This is a genomic window from Helicobacter cholecystus (assembly GCF_003364215.1).
GTDB classification, from domain to species: domain Bacteria; phylum Campylobacterota; class Campylobacteria; order Campylobacterales; family Helicobacteraceae; genus Helicobacter_G; species Helicobacter_G cholecystus.
Map to the genome: position 1 here is coordinate 72610 of NZ_NXLU01000006.1, position 19895 is coordinate 92504.

General features: G+C 35.8%; 17 protein-coding genes. 1 reads left to right on the forward strand and 16 read right to left on the reverse strand.

The features are described 5' to 3' along the window. Positions 1–4: 4 nt before the first annotated feature. The 16 genes from CQA62_RS05410 to CQA62_RS05485 are packed head-to-tail and all read right to left on the reverse strand — an operon-like array spanning position 5 to position 18702. The gene (locus CQA62_RS05410; RefSeq protein ID WP_104723388.1) at positions 5–4912 is read right to left on the reverse strand and encodes an autotransporter domain-containing protein; all 4908 of its coding nucleotides are present in this window, start codon (positions 4910–4912) and stop codon (positions 5–7) included. A gap of 21 nt (positions 4913–4933) precedes the next feature. Beyond that, positions 4934–6598 carry a chorismate-binding protein gene (locus CQA62_RS05415; RefSeq protein ID WP_104723390.1) on the reverse strand — a complete coding sequence of 555 codons (1665 nt, stop codon included), beginning with the start codon at positions 6596–6598 and terminating at the stop codon, positions 4934–4936. Next, positions 6585–7472 (reverse strand): DUF2156 domain-containing protein, encoded by an 888-nt coding sequence (locus CQA62_RS05420; protein WP_104723392.1) that lies wholly within the window; start codon positions 7470–7472, stop codon positions 6585–6587. Before CQA62_RS05420 ends, CQA62_RS05415 begins: the two co-directional genes overlap by 14 nt. Next, positions 7469–7744 carry a chorismate mutase gene (locus CQA62_RS05425; RefSeq protein WP_147288249.1) on the reverse strand — a complete coding sequence of 92 codons (276 nt, stop codon included), beginning with the start codon at positions 7742–7744 and terminating at the stop codon, positions 7469–7471. The genes CQA62_RS05420 and CQA62_RS05425 overlap by 4 nt, the downstream gene beginning before the upstream one ends. Beyond that, complete coding sequence (gene lysA, locus CQA62_RS05430; RefSeq protein WP_104723396.1) at positions 7723–8931, reverse strand: diaminopimelate decarboxylase; 1209 nt, start codon at positions 8929–8931, stop codon at positions 7723–7725. Before lysA ends, CQA62_RS05425 begins: the two co-directional genes overlap by 22 nt. 33 nt (positions 8932–8964) lie before the next feature. Then, on the reverse strand, positions 8965–9600 hold the full coding sequence (bioD, locus tag CQA62_RS05435) for a dethiobiotin synthase (RefSeq protein WP_104723398.1): 636 nt from the start codon (positions 9598–9600) through the stop codon (positions 8965–8967). Between the two features lie 6 nt (positions 9601–9606). Continuing rightward, positions 9607–9831: a hypothetical protein gene (locus CQA62_RS05440; protein WP_104723400.1), complete on the reverse strand. Its 225-nt coding sequence runs from the start codon at positions 9829–9831 to the stop codon at positions 9607–9609. Beyond that, complete coding sequence (gene fliS / locus CQA62_RS05445; RefSeq protein WP_104723402.1) at positions 9815–10198, reverse strand: flagellar export chaperone FliS; 384 nt, start codon at positions 10196–10198, stop codon at positions 9815–9817. The genes CQA62_RS05440 and fliS overlap by 17 nt, the downstream gene beginning before the upstream one ends. Positions 10199–10211: 13 nt before the next feature. Beyond that, positions 10212–12248 (reverse strand): flagellar filament capping protein FliD, encoded by a 2037-nt coding sequence (gene fliD / locus CQA62_RS05450; protein ID WP_104723404.1) that lies wholly within the window; start codon positions 12246–12248, stop codon positions 10212–10214. A gap of 33 nt (positions 12249–12281) precedes the next feature. Beyond that, positions 12282–12647 (reverse strand): flagella length regulator FlaG, encoded by a 366-nt coding sequence (locus CQA62_RS05455; RefSeq protein ID WP_324753719.1) that lies wholly within the window; start codon positions 12645–12647, stop codon positions 12282–12284. Positions 12648–12707: 60 nt separating this feature from the next. After that, positions 12708–13922 carry a murein hydrolase activator EnvC family protein gene (locus CQA62_RS05460; RefSeq protein WP_104723406.1) on the reverse strand — a complete coding sequence of 405 codons (1215 nt, stop codon included), beginning with the start codon at positions 13920–13922 and terminating at the stop codon, positions 12708–12710. A gap of 1 nt (position 13923) precedes the next feature. Then, complete coding sequence (locus CQA62_RS05465) at positions 13924–14733, reverse strand: FtsX-like permease family protein (protein ID WP_104723408.1); 810 nt, start codon at positions 14731–14733, stop codon at positions 13924–13926. Then, complete coding sequence (locus CQA62_RS05470) at positions 14720–15391, reverse strand: cell division ATP-binding protein FtsE (RefSeq protein WP_104723410.1); 672 nt, start codon at positions 15389–15391, stop codon at positions 14720–14722. Before CQA62_RS05470 ends, CQA62_RS05465 begins: the two co-directional genes overlap by 14 nt. Then, positions 15388–16557 carry a tRNA (guanosine(46)-N7)-methyltransferase TrmB gene (gene trmB / locus CQA62_RS05475; protein WP_104723412.1) on the reverse strand — a complete coding sequence of 390 codons (1170 nt, stop codon included), beginning with the start codon at positions 16555–16557 and terminating at the stop codon, positions 15388–15390. The genes CQA62_RS05470 and trmB overlap by 4 nt, the downstream gene beginning before the upstream one ends. An 8-nt stretch (positions 16558–16565) precedes the next feature. Then, a complete protein-coding gene (locus CQA62_RS05480) occupies positions 16566–17783 on the reverse strand; it encodes a fibronectin type III domain-containing protein (RefSeq protein ID WP_104723414.1) in 1218 nt (405 codons plus the stop codon). Next, positions 17731–18702: an RluA family pseudouridine synthase gene (locus tag CQA62_RS05485; RefSeq protein ID WP_104723416.1), complete on the reverse strand. Its 972-nt coding sequence runs from the start codon at positions 18700–18702 to the stop codon at positions 17731–17733. The genes CQA62_RS05480 and CQA62_RS05485 overlap by 53 nt, the downstream gene beginning before the upstream one ends. Positions 18703–18734: 32 nt before the next feature. On the opposite strand from CQA62_RS05485, the gene CQA62_RS05490 reads away from it, so the two are divergent. Next, on the forward strand, positions 18735–19880 hold the full coding sequence (locus CQA62_RS05490; protein WP_115585132.1) for an FtsW/RodA/SpoVE family cell cycle protein: 1146 nt from the start codon (positions 18735–18737) through the stop codon (positions 19878–19880). The last annotated feature ends 15 nt before the right edge of the window (positions 19881–19895 follow it).

Sequence of the window (19895 nt, forward strand, 5' to 3'; positions counted from 1 at the left end):
ATCCTTAAAACTTATATTTTAAGCCTACGCTCCAATTAGTAAGCAACTCTGTTTTTTCCACCCCTAGCCTAAAGCCTAAACTCCCATTGATTGATAAATTTTCTCCTATTTTACCCTCTCCTCCTGCTTGCAATTCCAAAGAAGTTGCAGATGCATAGTTTGGAGTATAGGTCATTTTTTTCACATCCACAAATCCCACTTGTGCATCACTTCCTCCATTATAAAGATCACGCATAACCCTAGGGATAAGAAAAATATAATTCTCAGGGCTAAAATATTTTCTCATCTCCATTCCCACACTCAAAGTTGTCTTAAATGCATGCATTGCAGAAGCATACAGGGGAACAAGAGAATCACTGATTCCTTCTTTTTCATAGAGATAAGAAAGCTCCATGCCTACAAGGGGTTTAAGATAATAAGGGCTCTCTTCCTCACCTACATCAAAAGTATAACCATAAAGCAGTGATGCTGTGGTTTTAAATAAATCATATTTCATCGCTCCATTAAGCTGTTGGGGCATAATTGTTGCCCCTACTTTGATATTTGTAGTATTAAATCCGAAATTCTCAGATACGATAATATCAAGCTCATTGCTCCCAAAATACATTCTTGTATAAAGTGCTAATGCCACATTATTAGAAGAGGTATGAAGATAGTTTCCATCAAAAGAGCCATAGCCATATTGCACTAAGCCTCCAAGCAAAATATTCTCACTTAAATCATAGTCATACCCCACCATCACCCCATTAACAATGCTATTTGCCCCATTTCCCGTAGCCATTGATCCATCATAACTTGCCCAAAGCTCACCCTTGTTAAGAATATCTTCTTGGTTTGGTAATTCCTCATCATTCAAAGCATAGGCCACATTATGATAAGAGCGAATAAAACGTGCAAGTTCTTCTTGTCCCTTATAGGGATTTTTACCACGGGCAAGGCGATTGACAATATTTGTAAAACGCATTTGGGTAAGTTGAGTTTGGATACGATCATTATAAATCACACTATTGGCAAGGGATGTGTAAGTGTCGCTGATATAATTGAGTGCATTACCAACATTCACCACATCTCCTTGTTCAATAAGCACAGAAAATCCAGCTTTAAAGGCATTATTTGAGGACAAAATATTATCTAGGATTTCTTCATTTCTCCCTGTTTTTATAAGGGTTTGCATTTGCTTTTGTGCAAGAGGATCGCTAATAGATTCTGATTTATCCCATGCACTGCCTCCAAGGGCTTTGAGAGTGACTTGTATACTCTTTGCCTCCTGCGTACTCTCTTTTCCTTGAGCATCAAGAAATTGGGCAGTGAGATTAAGAGATTGATAGCCTGTAGGTGCTAGAAGAATATCATCTAGACTAATAGAAGATTTATTTTGTGTTACATCATCTCTAGTGTTGCCATTTACTCCTTTAAAAATTCCCTCACTTGTTTCTACGACAACCTGCTTTCCTTCCCTTAAGGTAAAGGCTTCTTCACCAACAATAGGCTTTTGCAAAATCTCAATTTTTATAAGGGGATTATCCACCCCACCACTACCCTCAAACTCCAAGCTCTTAGCATGTAAAACTCCAAACTTTCCACCACCTAAAAGATTGTTGCTTGAAGTAAAAGGCACATTAGCCTGAAGAGTAAGAGAGCTATCTTGGGCAATTTTAAGTGTTGTATAAGTCTCATTTTTAAGTGCAGAAATTCCCCCATGATCGCCAATAGTTACATTCCCCACTGAAGAATTATCTTTTAAACCCCTAAGTTTTAAAAACCCTCCGATTGAGGTGATTGTATTTTTAGATAAATCCAACTCATTTGCTTGAATAAAAGAATCTCCTTGAGAATTAATACTGACTGATGAGTCCCCATTATGCAGTGTTAAATTTTTTAACTCTGTTACTCCATTGCTTTTATAATAGCCCAATGCTCCATTGTTGAGGTTAATCACCCCACTTTTGATTGTGAGTGTATCCCCATTATTGGTATCTTTTGAAATAAGTTTAAGCTCCCCTCCTGTGGAAGTGAAATCAATCGCCTTATCATTAAAATTCAATTGCTTTGCAGTAATGGTGGAGTCTTTATAAGAAGTGATGAGGGGGGTTGAAAAGTCGTTATTAGAAGAAGAATTTGACATAATCAAATTTCCTCCCCCTACTCCCTCAACCCCCAAGGTCACAGAGCCTAAAGAGCTAGAAGCAGAGCTTGAGTTTTCCTTAAGAATCAACGTGCCATTTTGAATATTTAAAGAGTAAGTGCCACTCTGTGTGCTAATACTTGAAGCATTGATCTCTGAAGTCCCTCTTGAGGTGATCACTGCTCCATTATTAAGCTTAAGCACCCCTCCATTATTATCACTTTTAACCTCAATCTTTGCATCTTTAAGATCAATACTTGCAATTTCTGAAATCTCTGAAGTATTTTTAAGCGTTAAAGTATCTGCTCCACTTCCATAAGATTCAACACTCACATGAGAATCCATAAAGGTTGCATTTTCTATTTTTGTTTTCCCTAGTGCAAAAACATCTCCAAGCTTAAGCGCCCCTCCATTACTCTTAGTGATTGATGCCTCAGCATTTGAAAGCCCTTTAAGAATCACCTCACCTCTAGAAAGATCAATCTCCCCACTATCAGCTGATTCAAAACTTAGAGTTCCATTAATCGAACTCACCACAATCCCCTCGCCAAAGTTAAAGCTTTTTGCCTTAAGAGTGGTTGTAACACTAGAGCCACCATTGACTTTTCCAATCGCTGTAAGCCCTCCATTAATGATTAAATCCAAAGTCTTATCTTCTGTTTTTTTACCATTAAGTTCAATTTTAAGAAGAGAGCCACTCCCTCCATTGCCTGAATTATCCAGTGTGATTGTTCCCCCTAAAGTAAAGGAGTCTGAATCCTCATCTGCTTTGAGGGTCAAAGCATTAGTGCTAGAGCTTCCTATGATTGTAATATCTGAACCAATGCCTTGCTTACCCTCTGCATAAAGAAATTTTTGCGTCTCAATGCTGACATTATTTTTAATGGTGAGATCATTGCCTGCCAAAGAGAGATCAATAGGGTTTTTAGTATTTTCTCTTACACTTCCTAAAGCATAGGTTTGAAGGCTTACACCATCAAGGATAAGGTGATGAGCTATGATTTTTGCCCCCTCTTTACTGTAGAGAGCAAGTTTGGCATTGGAATTGTCTTTAATGGTTGTATTATCAAATAAAAACACTCCCATTCCCTCACCCAAATTTGAATCAAGAGAAGTTTTCCCCATAGCATACAAAGATAAAATAGCTCCATTTGTAGAGCTAGCAGAACTTCCTGAAGAACTATTGCTTAATGTAATTTCTTGATTACCAAAGGCAAATTCTGAAGCTTTAAATGTGGAGGCAGAGTCGCTGAATGTCATTTTTCCAATCTTCTCTGAGCTAAAACTAAGGGATTGGTAATTTCCCTTATCTTGAGTATCTTTAATTCCTGAAGTTAGAGTAATGCCCTTAAGAGTGAGTTCTCCATCACTTCCTTGAGAAAATACCATTCCCTCTTTAAGGCTATGAGTTTGAATGCTTAAATCTTGGAGTGTCACACTTCCACCAATGATTGTATTGGCACCTTTGAGTTGAAGAATCTTGCTAGAGTTGGTATCTTTAGAGGTTGAAGTTTGTCCCTTAATAATAACTTCTCCATCTTTGTTTGTTGCTGGGGGTGGTGGAGTAGCTGAATCAGTATTCTTTTTTCCTAATGTGATATTTCCTGCATCATTAATGCTCTGAAGCACCAAAGTATTGGACTTGTCGGCATCACCATTAATCGTAATCTCTTGGCCATAGATTTTAATCTCACTGCCTATAAAGCTTGTTATGCTCTCTTGCTCCCCATTGATTTGAATTGTCCCAATTTCAATCTTCCCACTAGTGCTTGGAGTGCTATTGCCATTTTCAATCACTAGGATTTGATCCTTATTGTCCCTATCTAAGGCTTGGAGTGTGGCGCCCTTAAAGGTAGAATTGACATTGCTTAAAATCGCTTCGCTATTTTTAATCACTTGCATTTTAAGCCCATCAACTTCTAGCTTTGTGGCTAAAAGCTTGTTATCAGCGATAAATCCCACACTTGTTTGCCCTTCTTTTTCACTCTTTTCTTGCTTAAGTGTGGCTGTGACACTTGAATCCCCAAGCGTAATCTCATTGGCTTGGAAGTCAACAATTCCCTCACCTTTAAAGCTATGGGTCGCATTATTTGAATTAAAAATAATTTTTTGAGCAGAAATTGTATTGACACTTCCCTTAGCAATGACAAAAGTTGAGGCATTGGAGGTATCGCTTTTGATTGTCAGATCCGTATCACTGGTAATATAAGAATTCTTAAGTGTAAGTTTTGTATTTGTGAGTGTTTTAAGAGCCATACCACTCATTCTTACATGAGTAAGAGAAAGATCTTTGAGTGTAATCTCACTTGTTGTATCTAAAATTAAATTCTTATAGCTTGTTGAATTTGCTACATAGCTATTTCCACTTACGCCAACAGATTTATTAGAATCACCAAAAGTAATTTTGGTTGCTTTAAGAGTGAGGGAGCGATCTTGATGAATGTTAATATCTTGCCCCTCAATCTTAAATTCCCCATTACTTGTAGTTGTTTTTGAGGCATCAATAAAGGCATCACTTCTAACTTCAATCAGTCCTCTAGCTGTGTCACTGGTTCCAATACTCAGTGTTGGAGTTGTGCCATCAAAAGTAATCCCTGAGCTACTAGAAGTAAAGATAATTGTTCCATCATTAGTAACCTTATCTTTGACTTCTTGGATGTTAGAGATTTCACAAATACTCCCTGCATTCACCTGTAAATCTTCGTTTGTCTTAGCCGTAGGACAGATTTCAGCACTAACAACTTGCAAAAATAAAGCAGATAATACTAGAGAAACACCAACTCTCAATCTATGCTCCAAATGGGGACTTTACGAAAGTTTAGAGTATATCTCAATCAAATTAACCTCAACCCTGCCTCTTACAGAATTTACACAAAAGATTTTACTTGCACTCTTTAAATCTTCAACTTTTAGCTCACGCTCACTCACTTGCCCACACCTAATCATTTCCTCTCTATAGATCCCTTTTAGAAAGTTTCCATCAAATTTTGGAGTATAAAGTTTTCCCTCTATCTCTAAGAGTAAATTACTGCGTGAACCCTCGCTCAAATAACCTCTCTCATCATAGAACACTGCATCAAAAACCTTGCCATACTCTATTCCCTCAGCCCACGGACGATAAGTTGTTTTATAGGGATAAAGATCACTTTTACCCTCTCTTTTTTTTAAGATAATGGCATTGCTTGTGTGAGGGATAAATTCTTGAATATGCAATGTATATTCTCCCCCTCTTTTCAGTGTCACTCTTAAGATAAATTTTCCTTCAAACTCTAAAGCTCTAAGCTCTTGCTCTAGGTCTTTTGGGAAAGAAAAACCTAAAGCTTGAGCACTTGAATACAGACGAGAGAGATGTTTTTGTAAAAATGGGATTTTGTGATTTTCATAAAGCATTGTTTCAATCAAATCAAAATTGACAGAAAGAAAGCTCATCTTAGTTTTTAACTCTTCATACTCACTCTCCCCCACGCTATCCCATACTATCCCACTTCCTACTCCATAGCTGATTTTATTTTCTTGCTTGAATAAGGTGCGAATAGGGATTGAAAAGAGTGCCCTCTCTTTTTCCACCACCCCCAATGCCCCACAATATACCCCCCTCTCTTTTCCCTCTAGCCTATGCAAAATCTCTAATGTGCTTCTCTTGGGTGCACCGCTAATAGATCCACAAGGAAAAAGTGCTTGAAATACCTCTAAAAGCTCTGTCTTCTTAAGTTTGGCTGTAATGGTTGAAGTCATTTGAAAAAGTGTAGGATAGGTCTCTATCTCAAAGAGATGGGGCACTTTTACACTAGCTTTTTGAGCAATTTTACTCAGATCATTTCTGAGTAAATCTACAATCATTACATTTTCACTACGATTTTTTAGATCATTTCTTAAAAACTCTTTATTTGCTTGATCTTCTTTTTCACTCTGGCCTCTTGGCATTGTGCCTTTCATTGGTTTTGTGATGATGTCTTCATTCTGAATAGAGAAAAATAGCTCAGGAGAGAAAGAAATCACATCCCCAAAGGGCGTAGGCAAAAAACAACGATAATGTGTATCTTGCTTGTACAAAAGTGAGAGGAAAATCTCATAAGAGCTCAAAGTGCTAGAGCAGTAAAAAGTTGTAGTGAGATTGCCTTGATAGGTATTACCCTCTTTAATTTGCTCTTTGAGTTGCTCTATCTTATGTAAATACTCTTCCTTTGCAATCCATTGGGGAAAAAGTGGAGTGAAAACATCATTGCTTTTAGGGGGAGTAAAAGATGAGCGAAATGAGAAAATTCCAAAATACGCTAAGGGGGTTGTAGAAGTAAAAGAGTGATCATCAAAGGCTTTATAAGCCTCATAAGCAAGAAATCCAAGACAAAAATATTTCTGCCTTAACTCCTCAATTCTAAAAAAAAGTTCCTTTAATCCCTCATAATCATAAGCAACTAGCTCTAAGATCTTCTCCTCATAAGCAAAAGGACCAAAAACACTACTTGGCTTCATATTTTTCTAGTAAAACAGAAGGCTGATAGGAGAGTTTTGCCTTTCTTAACCCCTCAATCCCTAAATCCTCTTCACGATTAACCCAAATATAAGAGCTAAAGGCGTGAAGCAAAAATTGCTGATTAATCGCTTGATAAATCCCCGCAACAGCTATATTTGCCTTTTCTATATGTATCACAACATTTTGAGCATCCACAGCCTCTCCTAATGCAAATGCTGCAATCTCACCTTTGACTCTAATCAAACCTCCCACAATATCAAGAGAAGAGAAATTTTGCAAACAAGAGAAGATTCCCCTCTTCTCGCTCTCTAATGCCTCATCTTTAAGAGGGTTATCCTCATACCATCGCTCATAAGTTTTCTCTACTTCTAAGGCATTATGAGGGGTGAGGAGTTCAAAACTAAAATCAGGGTTGGATTGAAAAAATTTATTGAGATGATTTTTTTTCTTATGATATTTTCTACCACTTAAGTTAATAAGCTCAGAAATACTATAAACATAATCAAAACGATCACGATTAGGAGAGAGTGTAAATCTTGAAGGAAAAAATTTATCTAATTCCTGTGCCTGCTCTTGAGTAAGAGACTTAAAAGTGGCTTTAGGATAGTGGGTAAGTAAAGTGCTTAAAACCTCTTTTCTCTCTTTTTCACTTCTAGGGGTAAGAGAGAAGGGATAGAAAAAATAAGGTTCATCTTGAGGATAGCAAGTCTTAATGAGCAAAAAATCATTATTTAAACAATAGCTAATTTCCCTTGCAAAACGCCAAATAAAAAGATTGCTAAAGTTAAAATCTGAAAATGGATGTTCTGTTTTTGGTGCAAAATATGCATCAAGCAGAGATTTATCCTGTAAAACGATAGGCTTAAAATTCATAATTTCTCCTCTTGTAAAACTTTAGTGAGTGTAAAAATATTTTGATAAAACATCTTGATTTGATGAGGAGGAAGGGAACTGAGAGATTGCAAACGTCTAAGAATCTCTTCTTCACGTTTTGGATTATAAACCTCTTGATTAAGTTTAACTTTAAGCTTGCCAATTTGTTTAACAACTTGCACCCTTTTTTCTAAAAGTGCGATCATCTCATCATCAAGCTTATCAATCTCTTTTCTCAAATCCTCTAATGTCATGATTTTAAAAGCTCCCACTCATCTGCCCACAAAGATTGTAAATTCTCTCTATTTTTAATAAGTTTGACTTTTTGATTCATCATTGCAACTTCTGCAGGACGTGGGCGAGTATTATAATTGCTTGCCATAGTGTATCCATAAGCCCCAGCATCCTTAAACACAATCAAATCCCCAATTTGAGTGAGTGGAAGCTGAGTATTTTTGGCCAGATAATCCCCGCTCTCACAAATTGGTCCTACAATGTCACACTCTAAAGTATCTTCATTCTCTTTCCCCACTACAAAAGAGTTATGAGAAGCTTGGTAAAGTGAGGGGCGTATAAAATCATTCATTCCTCCATCAACAATGACAAAACGTTTATGCTTATTGCGTTTTTCTCCAATCACTTGAGTAAGAAAATATCCACTATCCCCTACTATCCTTCTCCCTGGCTCACATATAATTGTAGGTTCACAATCTTTAAGGCTAGAGAGTATGCTTTGGGCATAATCATAAAGCTTAATAATCTCTTCATTTTCATAGCGTATCCCCAAACCCCCTCCAATATCAAAAAACTTAATTTCAAGTTTAAGGGCTAGAAGTGATTTTAAAAACTCTGCAATCTTTTGAGCAGCCTGTGTAATTGCACCCAAATCACAGATTTGAGAACCGATATGAAAATGCACACCCACTGCTTGAAGATATTTAGAAGCCTTAGCACAAAGATACATTTCTTTTGCCACCTCAAGCTCTACGCCAAATTTATTTTCATAAAGCCCTGTAGAAATATAGGGGTGGGTTTTAGCATCGATATTGGGATTAACCCGCACTGAAATTCTAGCTTTTACCCCTAAAGAGTGAGCGATACTCTCTACCCTACGCATTTCTTCATAGCTTTCAAGATTGAGAAATAAAATATCCTCTTTGAGAGCTTCTTTGATCTCATCATCTCTTTTACCTACACCACTAAAGATAATTTTATATCTTGGGATTCCAGCAAGCAAGGCGCGTTTAACCTCCCCAATAGACACACAATCCGCTCCTGCTCCAAGAGAGGCAAGATGAGCGATTAAGGAAAGATTAGAATTAGCTTTCAGTGCATAGCAAATCAGTGATTTTCTCCCTGCAAAAGCATTTTTAAATTCTAAAAAATTCTTTTGTATCTTGTCAAAATCATACACATAAAGCGGAGTTTGATAGGTTTTGGCGAGAGAGAGAAAATCCATTACAATCCTTGAAAGTAAAAATAAAGCGTGATTCTACTCAAATACCTTTAAAGAAGTAACAAGATTTTTTAGCTCTAGGCTATAGATAAGAGAACTTTTGAGCAAAAAAGGCAAAGAAATTTCTTGAAAAGTTTTTTCATTTCTAAGATTAATATAAAGATGATGAGATAATCGATGGCTGTTTAGAATTGAATGACCGCTTAAGAGGCGATTAATCATCCCTAGAGCATCATCACAAACAAAAATCACCTCACTGTTAAATTTCTCTTGAAGCTCATAGGCAAAATCAAGCATAAAATAATCTTTTTTTATAGGGACAAACACTCCTCCAGCCCCCTCAATGATTAAAACATCTAATTTATCTTGAAAACTTGCAATATGAGAAAAAATCTTCTCACAATCTATTCTTTTCTCTGTATCTGCAACAAAGGGTGAGGCTGGTAGAGGGAAGGTATAAAGCACAATATCTTGTATAAGCATATTGGGGAAGAGTTTTTGAGCATCTTTTAAATGCACTGATCCATCATAGGGAAAATCTCTTACGCCAGTTTCAATGGGTTTAATAGTCAGGGCTTTAAGCCCAAGGGATTGAAAATATACAACAAGTTGGGATGCAATAAAGGTTTTACCTACATCAGTATCTGAACCACTAAGAAAAAAAACTCTCAAAAACCCCTACTCTTGAATAAATTTTTGAGCTGTTTTGATTTGTTGCATTGCAATTCTTAAGCGCTCTTTTTCTTTTTTCAAAAGCTCTGTAGTTTGGGCAATCATTTCTCTTGCCATCAGCATTTCCTCTAAACTTTTAAAGCCTTCAGAGGGAAGATTAGTGCTAAGTTCAAAGGCTTTTTGAGAATCCTCAAGGAGTAATGCAATCTTCAAACTATCTAGCCAATTCATTTTGATTAATCTCCCTCCACGCATCAAGCAAACCTCTTGCTACACGAATGACTGTATCAATTTTCTCACCATCATTTCTAATATTTGCTTGGGCTAAAAGCTTAATTTGGTGAGTATAAAGTCCTGAAAGATAGTGGGCAACATCACCCCCACGATCATAGTCTAGAGAATTGATTAACTCACTAAAAATATCTGTCGTCCGATTAATATAGTAAATTTTCTTTTCAATATCTTCTGCTTCAATATAGCGTTTAGCCTGAGAAGCAAAGCGTAAAATCCCTTCATAAAGCATTTCAATAAGCTTTGCAGGAGATTCGATTGAAACTGAACTTTGTTGATAAAGACTATAGGCATTCCCTCTGACCATCATTTATTCCTTCTTATTTTCCTTTTGTTGCCTGATTGATCATCATCTGAACACTTTTGAAAGAATTATCGGTTTTGGCAATTTGACTATCATAAGCTGCAAAACGCTCCGCCATACTGTCATAGCGAGCATTCAGCCTTTCCATAGTTCTTTTTCTATCCTCACGCAAACGCTTATCATCTCTTGTAAGAGATTGTTCATAGAGTTTAAGAGTAGAATTTGACCCTTTAACCATGGAATCTAAATCCTCATTTAAAACTCTAAAAACTCCACCTACGCGAGTTTCTTTTCCCAAGACTGTTTTATCCATACCGATAAAGAACTCTCTGACTGCGTCAGGATTAGCACTTAAGGCACTACGAAGTTTTGACTCATCAAAACTCATTTTACTATTATCGTCAATACTCAATCCATATTTAATCAAACTTTGAATTTCTAACCCACTTCCTGAACTCATTGAAAAAATTTTATTCACACTGGAGCGAATCATACGAATAAAACTCACCCCATTAAAAATTCCTGCAGTTTGAGTGTCAGGGTCATAACGTGTAACTTCTGCAAGCTTTGGCATCAATTCATTATATTTTTCTACAAAGCCCTTAATATCTTCAATAATTGTTTCATTATCAGCAGTAATACTGACTGTTGCAGGACTTCCTTCAGGAGTTGTACTTACAAGTTCAAGATTTACTCCAGCAACAATATCATTAATTGTATTTGAACCTCGTGTAATACTTACTCCATTATAAATCAACTCAGCATCTTGGGCTGATTGAATATTTTTAAGCTTAAAGGTTTGCTCTTGGGTTTTGCTGTATTGCGCAAAAGTTCCCTCAGATAATCCAAGTTTTTTTAAATTTTCACGACTTGCTTCATCTTCAGTCTTAATATACACTTCCCCACTATCAGAATTAATCACCAACCCCCCCTTATCATTAACATAGGCATAAACTCCTGCAATATTATTAATTGCTTGAGCAATGGCTTGTGCATTTTGCTCCCCAGTATTTTTACTCTGTGTAAATTCTGCAAGATTAAGTGGAATTCCATTAATATTTATGTTTCCTGTAAGTTTCCCACCCTCAACTGCACTTGAGCTTGTCACAAGATTTTCAACAGGAGTTTCTGTCTTTTTAAATCCAATTTCTTTAGCTTTGTTCCCAAAAACTTGGATTTGATAGCCTCTTCTATCATTGATGACAAGAGATTTTCCTCCTAAACCCACTCCAATATTAATATCACTTCCTAAAAGTTCTGAGAGTTCAGCATTCTCTTCAATTGCCTTTTTAATTGCTTCTTTTAAGGCTCTTGCATTATGGGAACTTTTAGCATTTTCTTCTGTTTTTGGCATCGTAACTATTACAGATTGATCCAATCCATTTACATCTTTAAGCACAAGTTCCAAATCCCCCTCACCCAGCTCTTGAGGTCCCGAAGCAATTTCATCAGATTGTAAAGTAGAACCAAAATAAATTTTATTCTCTTCCCCTGTTTGTTTAGAATTAATCATCAACTGATAGGGATTGGCTCCGCCTGTTTTCATCACTACACCCACTGCATTTCCACCAGATTTATCTGTGACAAGTTGAGCAACTTCGCCTAAAGTTGTTCCTGCTTTAATAGGAATTTTAAAATATTGACCGCGTGCATAAAAGGCTAAAGTCGTATCCTCTTCACAAAACACACTGTTACGATCTTCAAACTTTGTCCCCACCTCATTAATATCATTTTTTGCAATTTGCTTGACTTCAATATTAATATCCTGAATAGGTACACCTGCATTTGCTGTAGCACGTACTGCATCTCCAAGGACATTGACCTTACGCCCAATATAAGTTGAATAATCTGAAAGACTCTGAGCACTGCCACGCATTCCATTAAGCATTCCGATAATACCGCTAAGTTCTGCTTGCTTCTCGATATTGTCCTTCATCTTTTTATCAATTGGCTCAATCATTGCTTTTTCATCAGCTTTTTTGAGCTTTTCAATGACATCATAATTTAAAACATTGCTTCCTACACCTAGAGAGCTGAGTTTTCCCATTGCCATAAGCTTAACCTACCTTAGAGAACTTAAAAGGAATTATCCCTTTTTATCAAAGATAATTCCTACAAGATCTTGCATCTTTTTCATTAGCTCAATGGCTTCTTTTGAGGGAATTTCTCTAATTACTCTATCTCCACCTGCCTCTTTTACAGTTACAAGTAATCCTTCAACCGTGTCATTATAACTGAAGCTTACATCTGTATTTAAGCCCTTCATTTCATTATTGAGTTTTTTTGTAAGTTCAACCAATTCTTCTTTGAGCTTTTTTTTCTCTCCTTCATCAAGTTGGGTTTGAATTTCTTTTTGTTTAGGAGATAAAGAAGTTTCTTTTCCATATTGCTTTGCTAAATCAATAATTCTATCTTGAGCAAATGCGGATAGGTTATTTTGCATTTCTACCATTTGTTCCTCCTTGAACCTAGATTGATATGTCTATATCGACAAAAGGTTTAAAATTTTAAATTATTTTTTGATTAATTCTAAAGGATTGATATATTGATCCTTAATTGTAACCTCAAAATTAAGCCTATCATCCACCTTTCCAATCACATATCCCTTAGGGACTCTTAATCCTGGTCTTACAGTTGGTGCAATCTTATCAAGATGAGCATAAATAGTATGCATCTGATTAGGATGCTCAATAATGACAACTTTTTTAAGCATAGGAGTATTTTTTGCAAAAACAATCTTCCCTCCAAGAACGCTTTTCACATTGGCATTTTTATTCTTCGGTGCTAAAACCAAAGCTTCATTAAAGACTTTGATTTTATATACAGGATCAAAATATGCCCCAAAACGCTGTTCAATTCGATAAGAATCTAGAGGTGCAATTGTTTTGCTTCCCTTATATTTTGTTGTAGAAACTTGGCGATATGAACTTCCCACCTTCTTAACCTCTAAAGGAGCATTGAGCGATTTTTTATCCTCACTCTGTGCTTTTGCTAAAGCTTTTTGTCTTTCACGCTCTTGCATATCTCTTTTTTTAATATTAAGTTTTTCTAAAATCTCATCAAGACTTTCTCTCTCTTGGACAATTTGAGAAAGCTTTTGATTATAGTTTTGGATATCTCCCTCAAATTTTTCAATCATTTTATTACGCTTTTTTATTCCTTCTGCAAGCTGTTTGCGTTTATCCACTTGGGTTTTAATCAGTCCTTGAAGCTTTCTAATTTCATTAGAATATTTTTGAATATTTTCACTCAAAATCTTTTTTTCTTCTGTAAGAGTGTTGATTTGAAGTTTTGCATTTTTACTGAGTGTATTAAAGAGCTCTTCTAAGAGCATATCCTCAACTCCACTTACTTGCTCTTTATTGGCAATCACTTTAAAAGCCAATTCTTGGGTAATCAAGGCTGTGATTTGCTTTTGGATTGTTGCATCACGTTCTTGGAGCTCTTGATGTTTTTCTTGTGTGATCTTAAGCTCTTTTTCTTGTTCAGAGAATCTCCCACGATTATCCTCAATCTCTTTTTCTAAAATTTGAATCTGACTGATCAATGCATTAATCTCTGTATTTTGAGAAGTAATTTCCTCTCCAAGCTCTTGGATTTTTTTATTAATACGCGCTTGTTCTTTAATTGTGTTAGCAATCTTGGCTTGATTTTTTTTGATATCTTTATCGATATTTGAAGAAACCAAAAAAGTAAAACAACAAAAAAGAATAAAACACTTTTTCAACTTAATAATCCTTTTGTCGCACAATAACAATAATCGCTGAAAGCACTGAAATCACAACAGAGACAAGCAAAAGTGAAAGAAAATCTCTCACCGGTGTAAAAATCACATTATCAATTTGAAGTGAAGTAAAAAGTGTATAAAACTCTTGACTTTCAAGTACATAAAAAATCCCCACAATGACAAAGAAAGATGAAATAAACGAATCTATAATAGCAAGCTTGAATAAAATCTTATTTTTAGTCCAACTTGGTGCTCCAAGATAGCTCATAATCTCCATACGTTTAGAGTGTTGTAAATGCCAAATTTCAACTTGTTTAACCATAAGCACAATACTTAAAATCCCCAATAATCCACCAAAAAATAAAATACTTTTTTTAAGCAATAAAAGTAACCGATAAACCTTAGAGTGCGTTTTGGCAAAAAGTTCAGCTTTTTGTACCCCAGGGATAGAAAGTAAGGCCGTATTAATGCGTTTAAGCTCGCTTTGATTAGGAAAAATAAACAAAGTAATAGAGTAAAACAAAGGGAGCTGACTTTTAAGAAAATCTAAATTTTCAGCAGAAATTGTATGCTCTAATTCTTTTAAAACCACTTGAGGATCAATCTCACGCATATCTTTGACTTCTTTAATCTTGCTTTGAAGCTGTGTAAAACTAATAGGTGTTTTTGATGCAATGACAATAGAGTAATCTTGGGAGAGCTTTTTTTCATGTTCTAGCACTGCACGATTGACAAGCATTGCACTCTCAAGGCTAAAGAGCAACATCACAAGGGGAAAAATCAGTGAAAGGTGTTGTTTAATGAACCTCATAAACTACTCCATCATCAATAAGGATTTTTTTACTTACTATATCAAGCATACTTGGAATTTGATGTGTAACAACAAGCACTGTAATTCCAAGCTGCTCATTAGCTCCTTTAAGAAGCTTCCATACTAAAGAGCTTGAATACTCATCAAGATTTCCAGTAGGCTCATCTGCAAGGATTAAAAAAGGGTTATGCACAAGTGCTCTTGCCATTGCTACCCTCTGTTGTTCTCCACCACTAAGCTCTAAAGGATATTTTGAGGCTTTATGTGCCATATTGGTATGCTTAAGGAGTTTTTGTGTGCGTTGATTGCAAACTTCTTTGGAGTATTCATTAATTTGCAAAGGGAGTTTGACATTATCCTCTACATTCCACTCTTCAATCAGTTTATAATCTTGAAAAACAATTCCAATACTTTTTCTAAGTTTTAAAATATCAGAATTACTAGGAGCTTTCATATTAATCCCCCCCACCTTCAACTCCCCTCCTCTAATCTTAAGCGCACCATAAAGAGATTTAAGTAAAGTGCTTTTTCCACTTCCACTCTCTCCAACAACAAAAACAAAATCCCCCTTATTGATCATAAAATTTGCACTCTTAATGACTGGCTCTGTTTTCTTATAATAGAGCTCAAGATTTTTTGCCTCTATGATTGCACTCAATTATCTCTCCTTATTTGCCTTAATAATTCTTGATGAGCTTGATAGCTTGCCAAAGTTGGCAAAGGATCTGCACTGATATACCTTGCGCCATCATCATCAATTACAACAAACTTACTTTGTGGTTGATTAAAATCTCCAAAACTGAGTTTTAAGACGCAACGATTTGAATGTTGAAAAATACTATCAATGTGTAGAAAGAAATCTTTCTGAATAACTTTTAAAGGGATTGTATCAAAACTTCTCTTTAGTTTTTGCACTTCAGGGAAACAAAAACGTTCAATCTCTTGCCTAGGCTCTGAATCACTCAAAGCATACACAAAAAGATCATAAATATTTTTTTCTTGCTTTCTCCATCGTTGCTCATATTTACTTACAACTCTATGATTAAAATTTTTTCTTACTCTAAGATCTAGGAGTGAGTGATTGAGTGAAATGCCTAAAGCATAATTAAAATAATCTTCATCATCACTTCTTAACTCTAAGCTCCCTCCTTTTTTTAAAACCCTCATACTCTCTTGTAAAAATCGATCGCTCCACACTCTTCTATGGGGTTTTTTACCCCAAGGAACAGGGAAATGCACATAAATAGCTCCCACCACATTTGAAGCAATAAGCTCAAGAAAAATTCTTGCATCAAAATTAACAATATACAGATTATTTAATCCCAAAATTTCAATCTGTCGCAATACCTGCTCAATTGAAGGCGTGTGAATCTCAATACCTACAAAAAGGGTCTGTGGGTTAGTTTTGGCTTTTTGTAAAATATGACGTCCTGACCCAAAGCCAATCTCTAGTTCAAAGGGTGTAGAGAAATTTAAAAAATCCCAAATACTTTTTTGATAAGGGGATTGCAAAGTTTGACGCAAGGAATCATTATTAAGATTATGATGTGTAATATATTCTTTAAAAAAAGCACAAAGTGCTCTAATCGCACCCTTATAAATCCCTGTAGGAATAGAGTGGGAAAGTTTTTCACACTTTAAAATATAATCATTATGCTTATGCCTAAAGCGTTTCTGGATAAAAAATTCATATTTCCCAAAACGTGTAAAAATCAAACTATGAGAAGGATCATTGAGTTTTTCAACAAAGTATTTAAACTCATATCCCTCATTTTCAAAAGGAAATGGGGGAAGATAAACTTGTGAAGCGAGAGCGTGAGGCATAAGATTCCTTAAGGAAGCGTAAGCTTAAAGGTCTGAGAAGGTTCACTTGGAATTTGATTGACATCAACAAACTCTACCCAATATGTATATGTCTTTCCCTTCTCCATTTCTTTATCCACAAACTTTGTTTCATTGTTTGCAACCCTAAACTTAAGAGGATTTCCAAAACTCCCCTCTTTGCGATAAACATAAACTGCGCTTACCCTTGAACTTGGAGTTTCCCAACCAATCACAGCCTTCTCATCTACAACACTAGCCCCCTTAATCACAGGTGGAGGGGGAGGAGTGAGAGAAACCCCCATTACAGGCACTTGGGCAAGCGATCCTGCAATCCCATATTCATCAACTCCCACAACTTTAAAAAACCATACCGCACCATTATCTTCTGTCTTAAACTCAAAATAAGTATTTTTACTCTCCCCTACTTTTTTATATTTTCCTTTTTCTTCTTGTGAGGCATAAATTGCATAATGTGAAATATCAGATTGTTTTGAAGCATCCCATTTGATGATAATGAGTTTGGGAACATCTTTTGAGGCAGTGATATTATTTAAAGGTGCTGGGGGATATTTTGTTGTTGCTGAAACCACAGGAGAATAACGCCCCTTAATCCCATTAAAATCAATACTTGCCACACGATATTCATAAGTGCTTCCATCAGCTAAATTTGTATCAAAATACTCAATATTTAAGCGATTGGACACTTCTGCAATCTCTCTCCACTGCCCATCAATCTTTTTTTCTATAATGTAGCCATTGACACTTGGATTAGGATGGGGATTCCAAAGGATTTTAATCATTCTTGGAGTATCCTTACTTGCATAAGCCATTTCTAAGGGTTGGATAAAAGAAGTTTTGGCTGCAAAAATTTTAGATCGTGCAGAAATCGTATCATTAGCTCCCAAGGTTGCAAACTGATAGTAATAAATGCTTTCATTCTTTAATCCCTTATCTACAAAATGCGTTGCAAAAGGATTAGCAATAATAGCTATGCGTTTAAACTCTTTTTCTTCTTTTGCCTTACGATAGATGACAAAACCTTTAATACTTTTATCTTTTTCATTAAGCTTCCACTCAAAAGCAATGGAGCTTACATCAGGCATAATTCTCACTTCACTTAAAGGAACCAGAGATAAATTAGTTGTTGGGTTAAAAAATAAATCTGCACATCCACTAAAAACAATCCCCAAAACAATGCAGTATATGTTTTTTAGAGATAGCCTCATTCACTTCCTCCATTAAAAAATTTTGTTTTAAGAATCCTATCATATCTTCAAAAAGTGGGGCTTGGATAAATATAGGTTCTTTTGAAATGGGGTGAGTAAAATACATCATATAAGCGTGCAACATTAAGCGCAAAGAGGTGTGATCTTTTTTTCCATAAAGTTCATCACCTAAAATATGGCGAGAGAGAGTTTCAAGATGAAGGCGAATTTGATGTGTTCTGCCCGTATAGAGTTTAGCCACACATAGCGACCCTTCTCTTCCTTGGAGCAAGGGGATAAAGCTTGTTTTAGAATAACGTCCCTCAAAGAGTTTTGCCATTTTTAAGCGATGATTAGGATTTCTACCCATATTGCACTCCACATCTACCCTATCTTTAAGGGGCAAATCTGTAATTGCTAAATAATAGCGTCCCATTATCTTATGCTTAAGTTGCTCACTCAGCACATTATGAGCTTGATTACTCTTAGCAATTGCGATAGCGCCACTTGTGGGTTTATCAAGACGATGGACAATTCCATAGCGTTCTTCTCCTGCAAGATTTGAAAGCTTAAATCCTCTGCTTTTAAGATAATCCACTAAGGTCGCCTCCTTAACACTTGGAGCCGAATGCACTACAAGATGTGGGGGCTTATTTAAAACAAGCACATCTTCATCTTCATACAAAATAGCAATCTCACCAATAAAATCACTTTTACTCTCTTGCTCCTCTTTTTGGGGAGATAAAACACAGAGACAATCCCCCTCTTTTAAAAATATCCCATTTTTATTGCAAGGCTTAGAATTAAGCAAAACTAGCCCTTTTTTGATCACTTGATGGACTTGGCTTTTACTCTCTTGCAAAGCAGAGGTGAGAAAGTGGTCTAATCTTAATTTTTCACTGATATCTATATCTTTAGAAGTTATAATAAACTTTTTCATTGATAATAACTTTAGACTTTTTAGGATTGTTTTTGTTTTTTAATCGTAGAATCTTAGCACATTTTGATTTTTTGATTCCCGTGCTTATTTTGCCTATTATAGGGATCTCTTTATTTTTGATTTATGAGCTTGGGAGTTCTCTTGTTTATAAACAACTCATCTATATTGGTGGGTCCTTTATGATTGCATATTTTGTTTTTTTTATCCCTTTTAGAAAACTCTCAAAAAGTATTTATTTTTTTTATTGGTTTTGTTTGGGATTGCTGATCCTTGTAGAATTTTTAGGCACAAAAAAATTAGGTGCTCAACGTTGGATTGAAATTCCCTTTACTTCTTTTTCAATTCAACCCAGTGAGATTTTTAAAATCGCTTTAATGCTTATGCTTGCCCTTGTCATTAGACAAAATCCACCTCCTAAAGATGGATATGATTGGAGAGAATTTTTTAGAATCTCAGCCTTTATTCTTGTTCCTTTTTTCATCATCTTACAACAGCCTGATCTTGGAACTGCACTTACTGTGCTTTTTATGGGATTTGGAGCTTTATTTTTAATTGGGGTGAATAAAAAAATTTGGATCACACTCATCATTGTTTTTTCAATCTCTTCTCCACTTATTTATCAATATGGAATTAGAGATTATCAAAAAAAACGTATTCATGATTTTCTAGGAGAAAAGCCCTCCCATCAAGTCACACAATCTATCATCGCCATTGGTGCTGGAGGTGCAAGAGGAAAGCAAAAAAATCAAGCAACACAATCTCAGCTCAAATTTCTCCCCATTGCTACAAGCGATTTTATCTTTGCCTATTACATAGAACGTTTTGGATTTATTGGGGGATTAACATTAATCACAATTTATATGATCCTTATCTTTCATATTCTCTCTTACACACTCCTTAATCTCAAAGATTATTTTCTAAGAGTTGTGGCAAGTTGTGTGGGGATATTATTTTTTGTATATATGAGTGTTAATATTGCTATGACTATTGGCTTTGCACCTGTTGTAGGATTACCTCTTCCACTCTTTAGCTATGGAGGAACAAGCTTTTTAACTTTTATTATCATGTTAGCAATTCTAGAAAATTTACTTGCTTTTCGATTTGATCTTAAGTATAATACGCCCTCCCCAAAAAAATTCGGATCTTTAGCTCAGCTGGTCAGAGCACTCGGCTCATAACCGATTGGTCGCAGG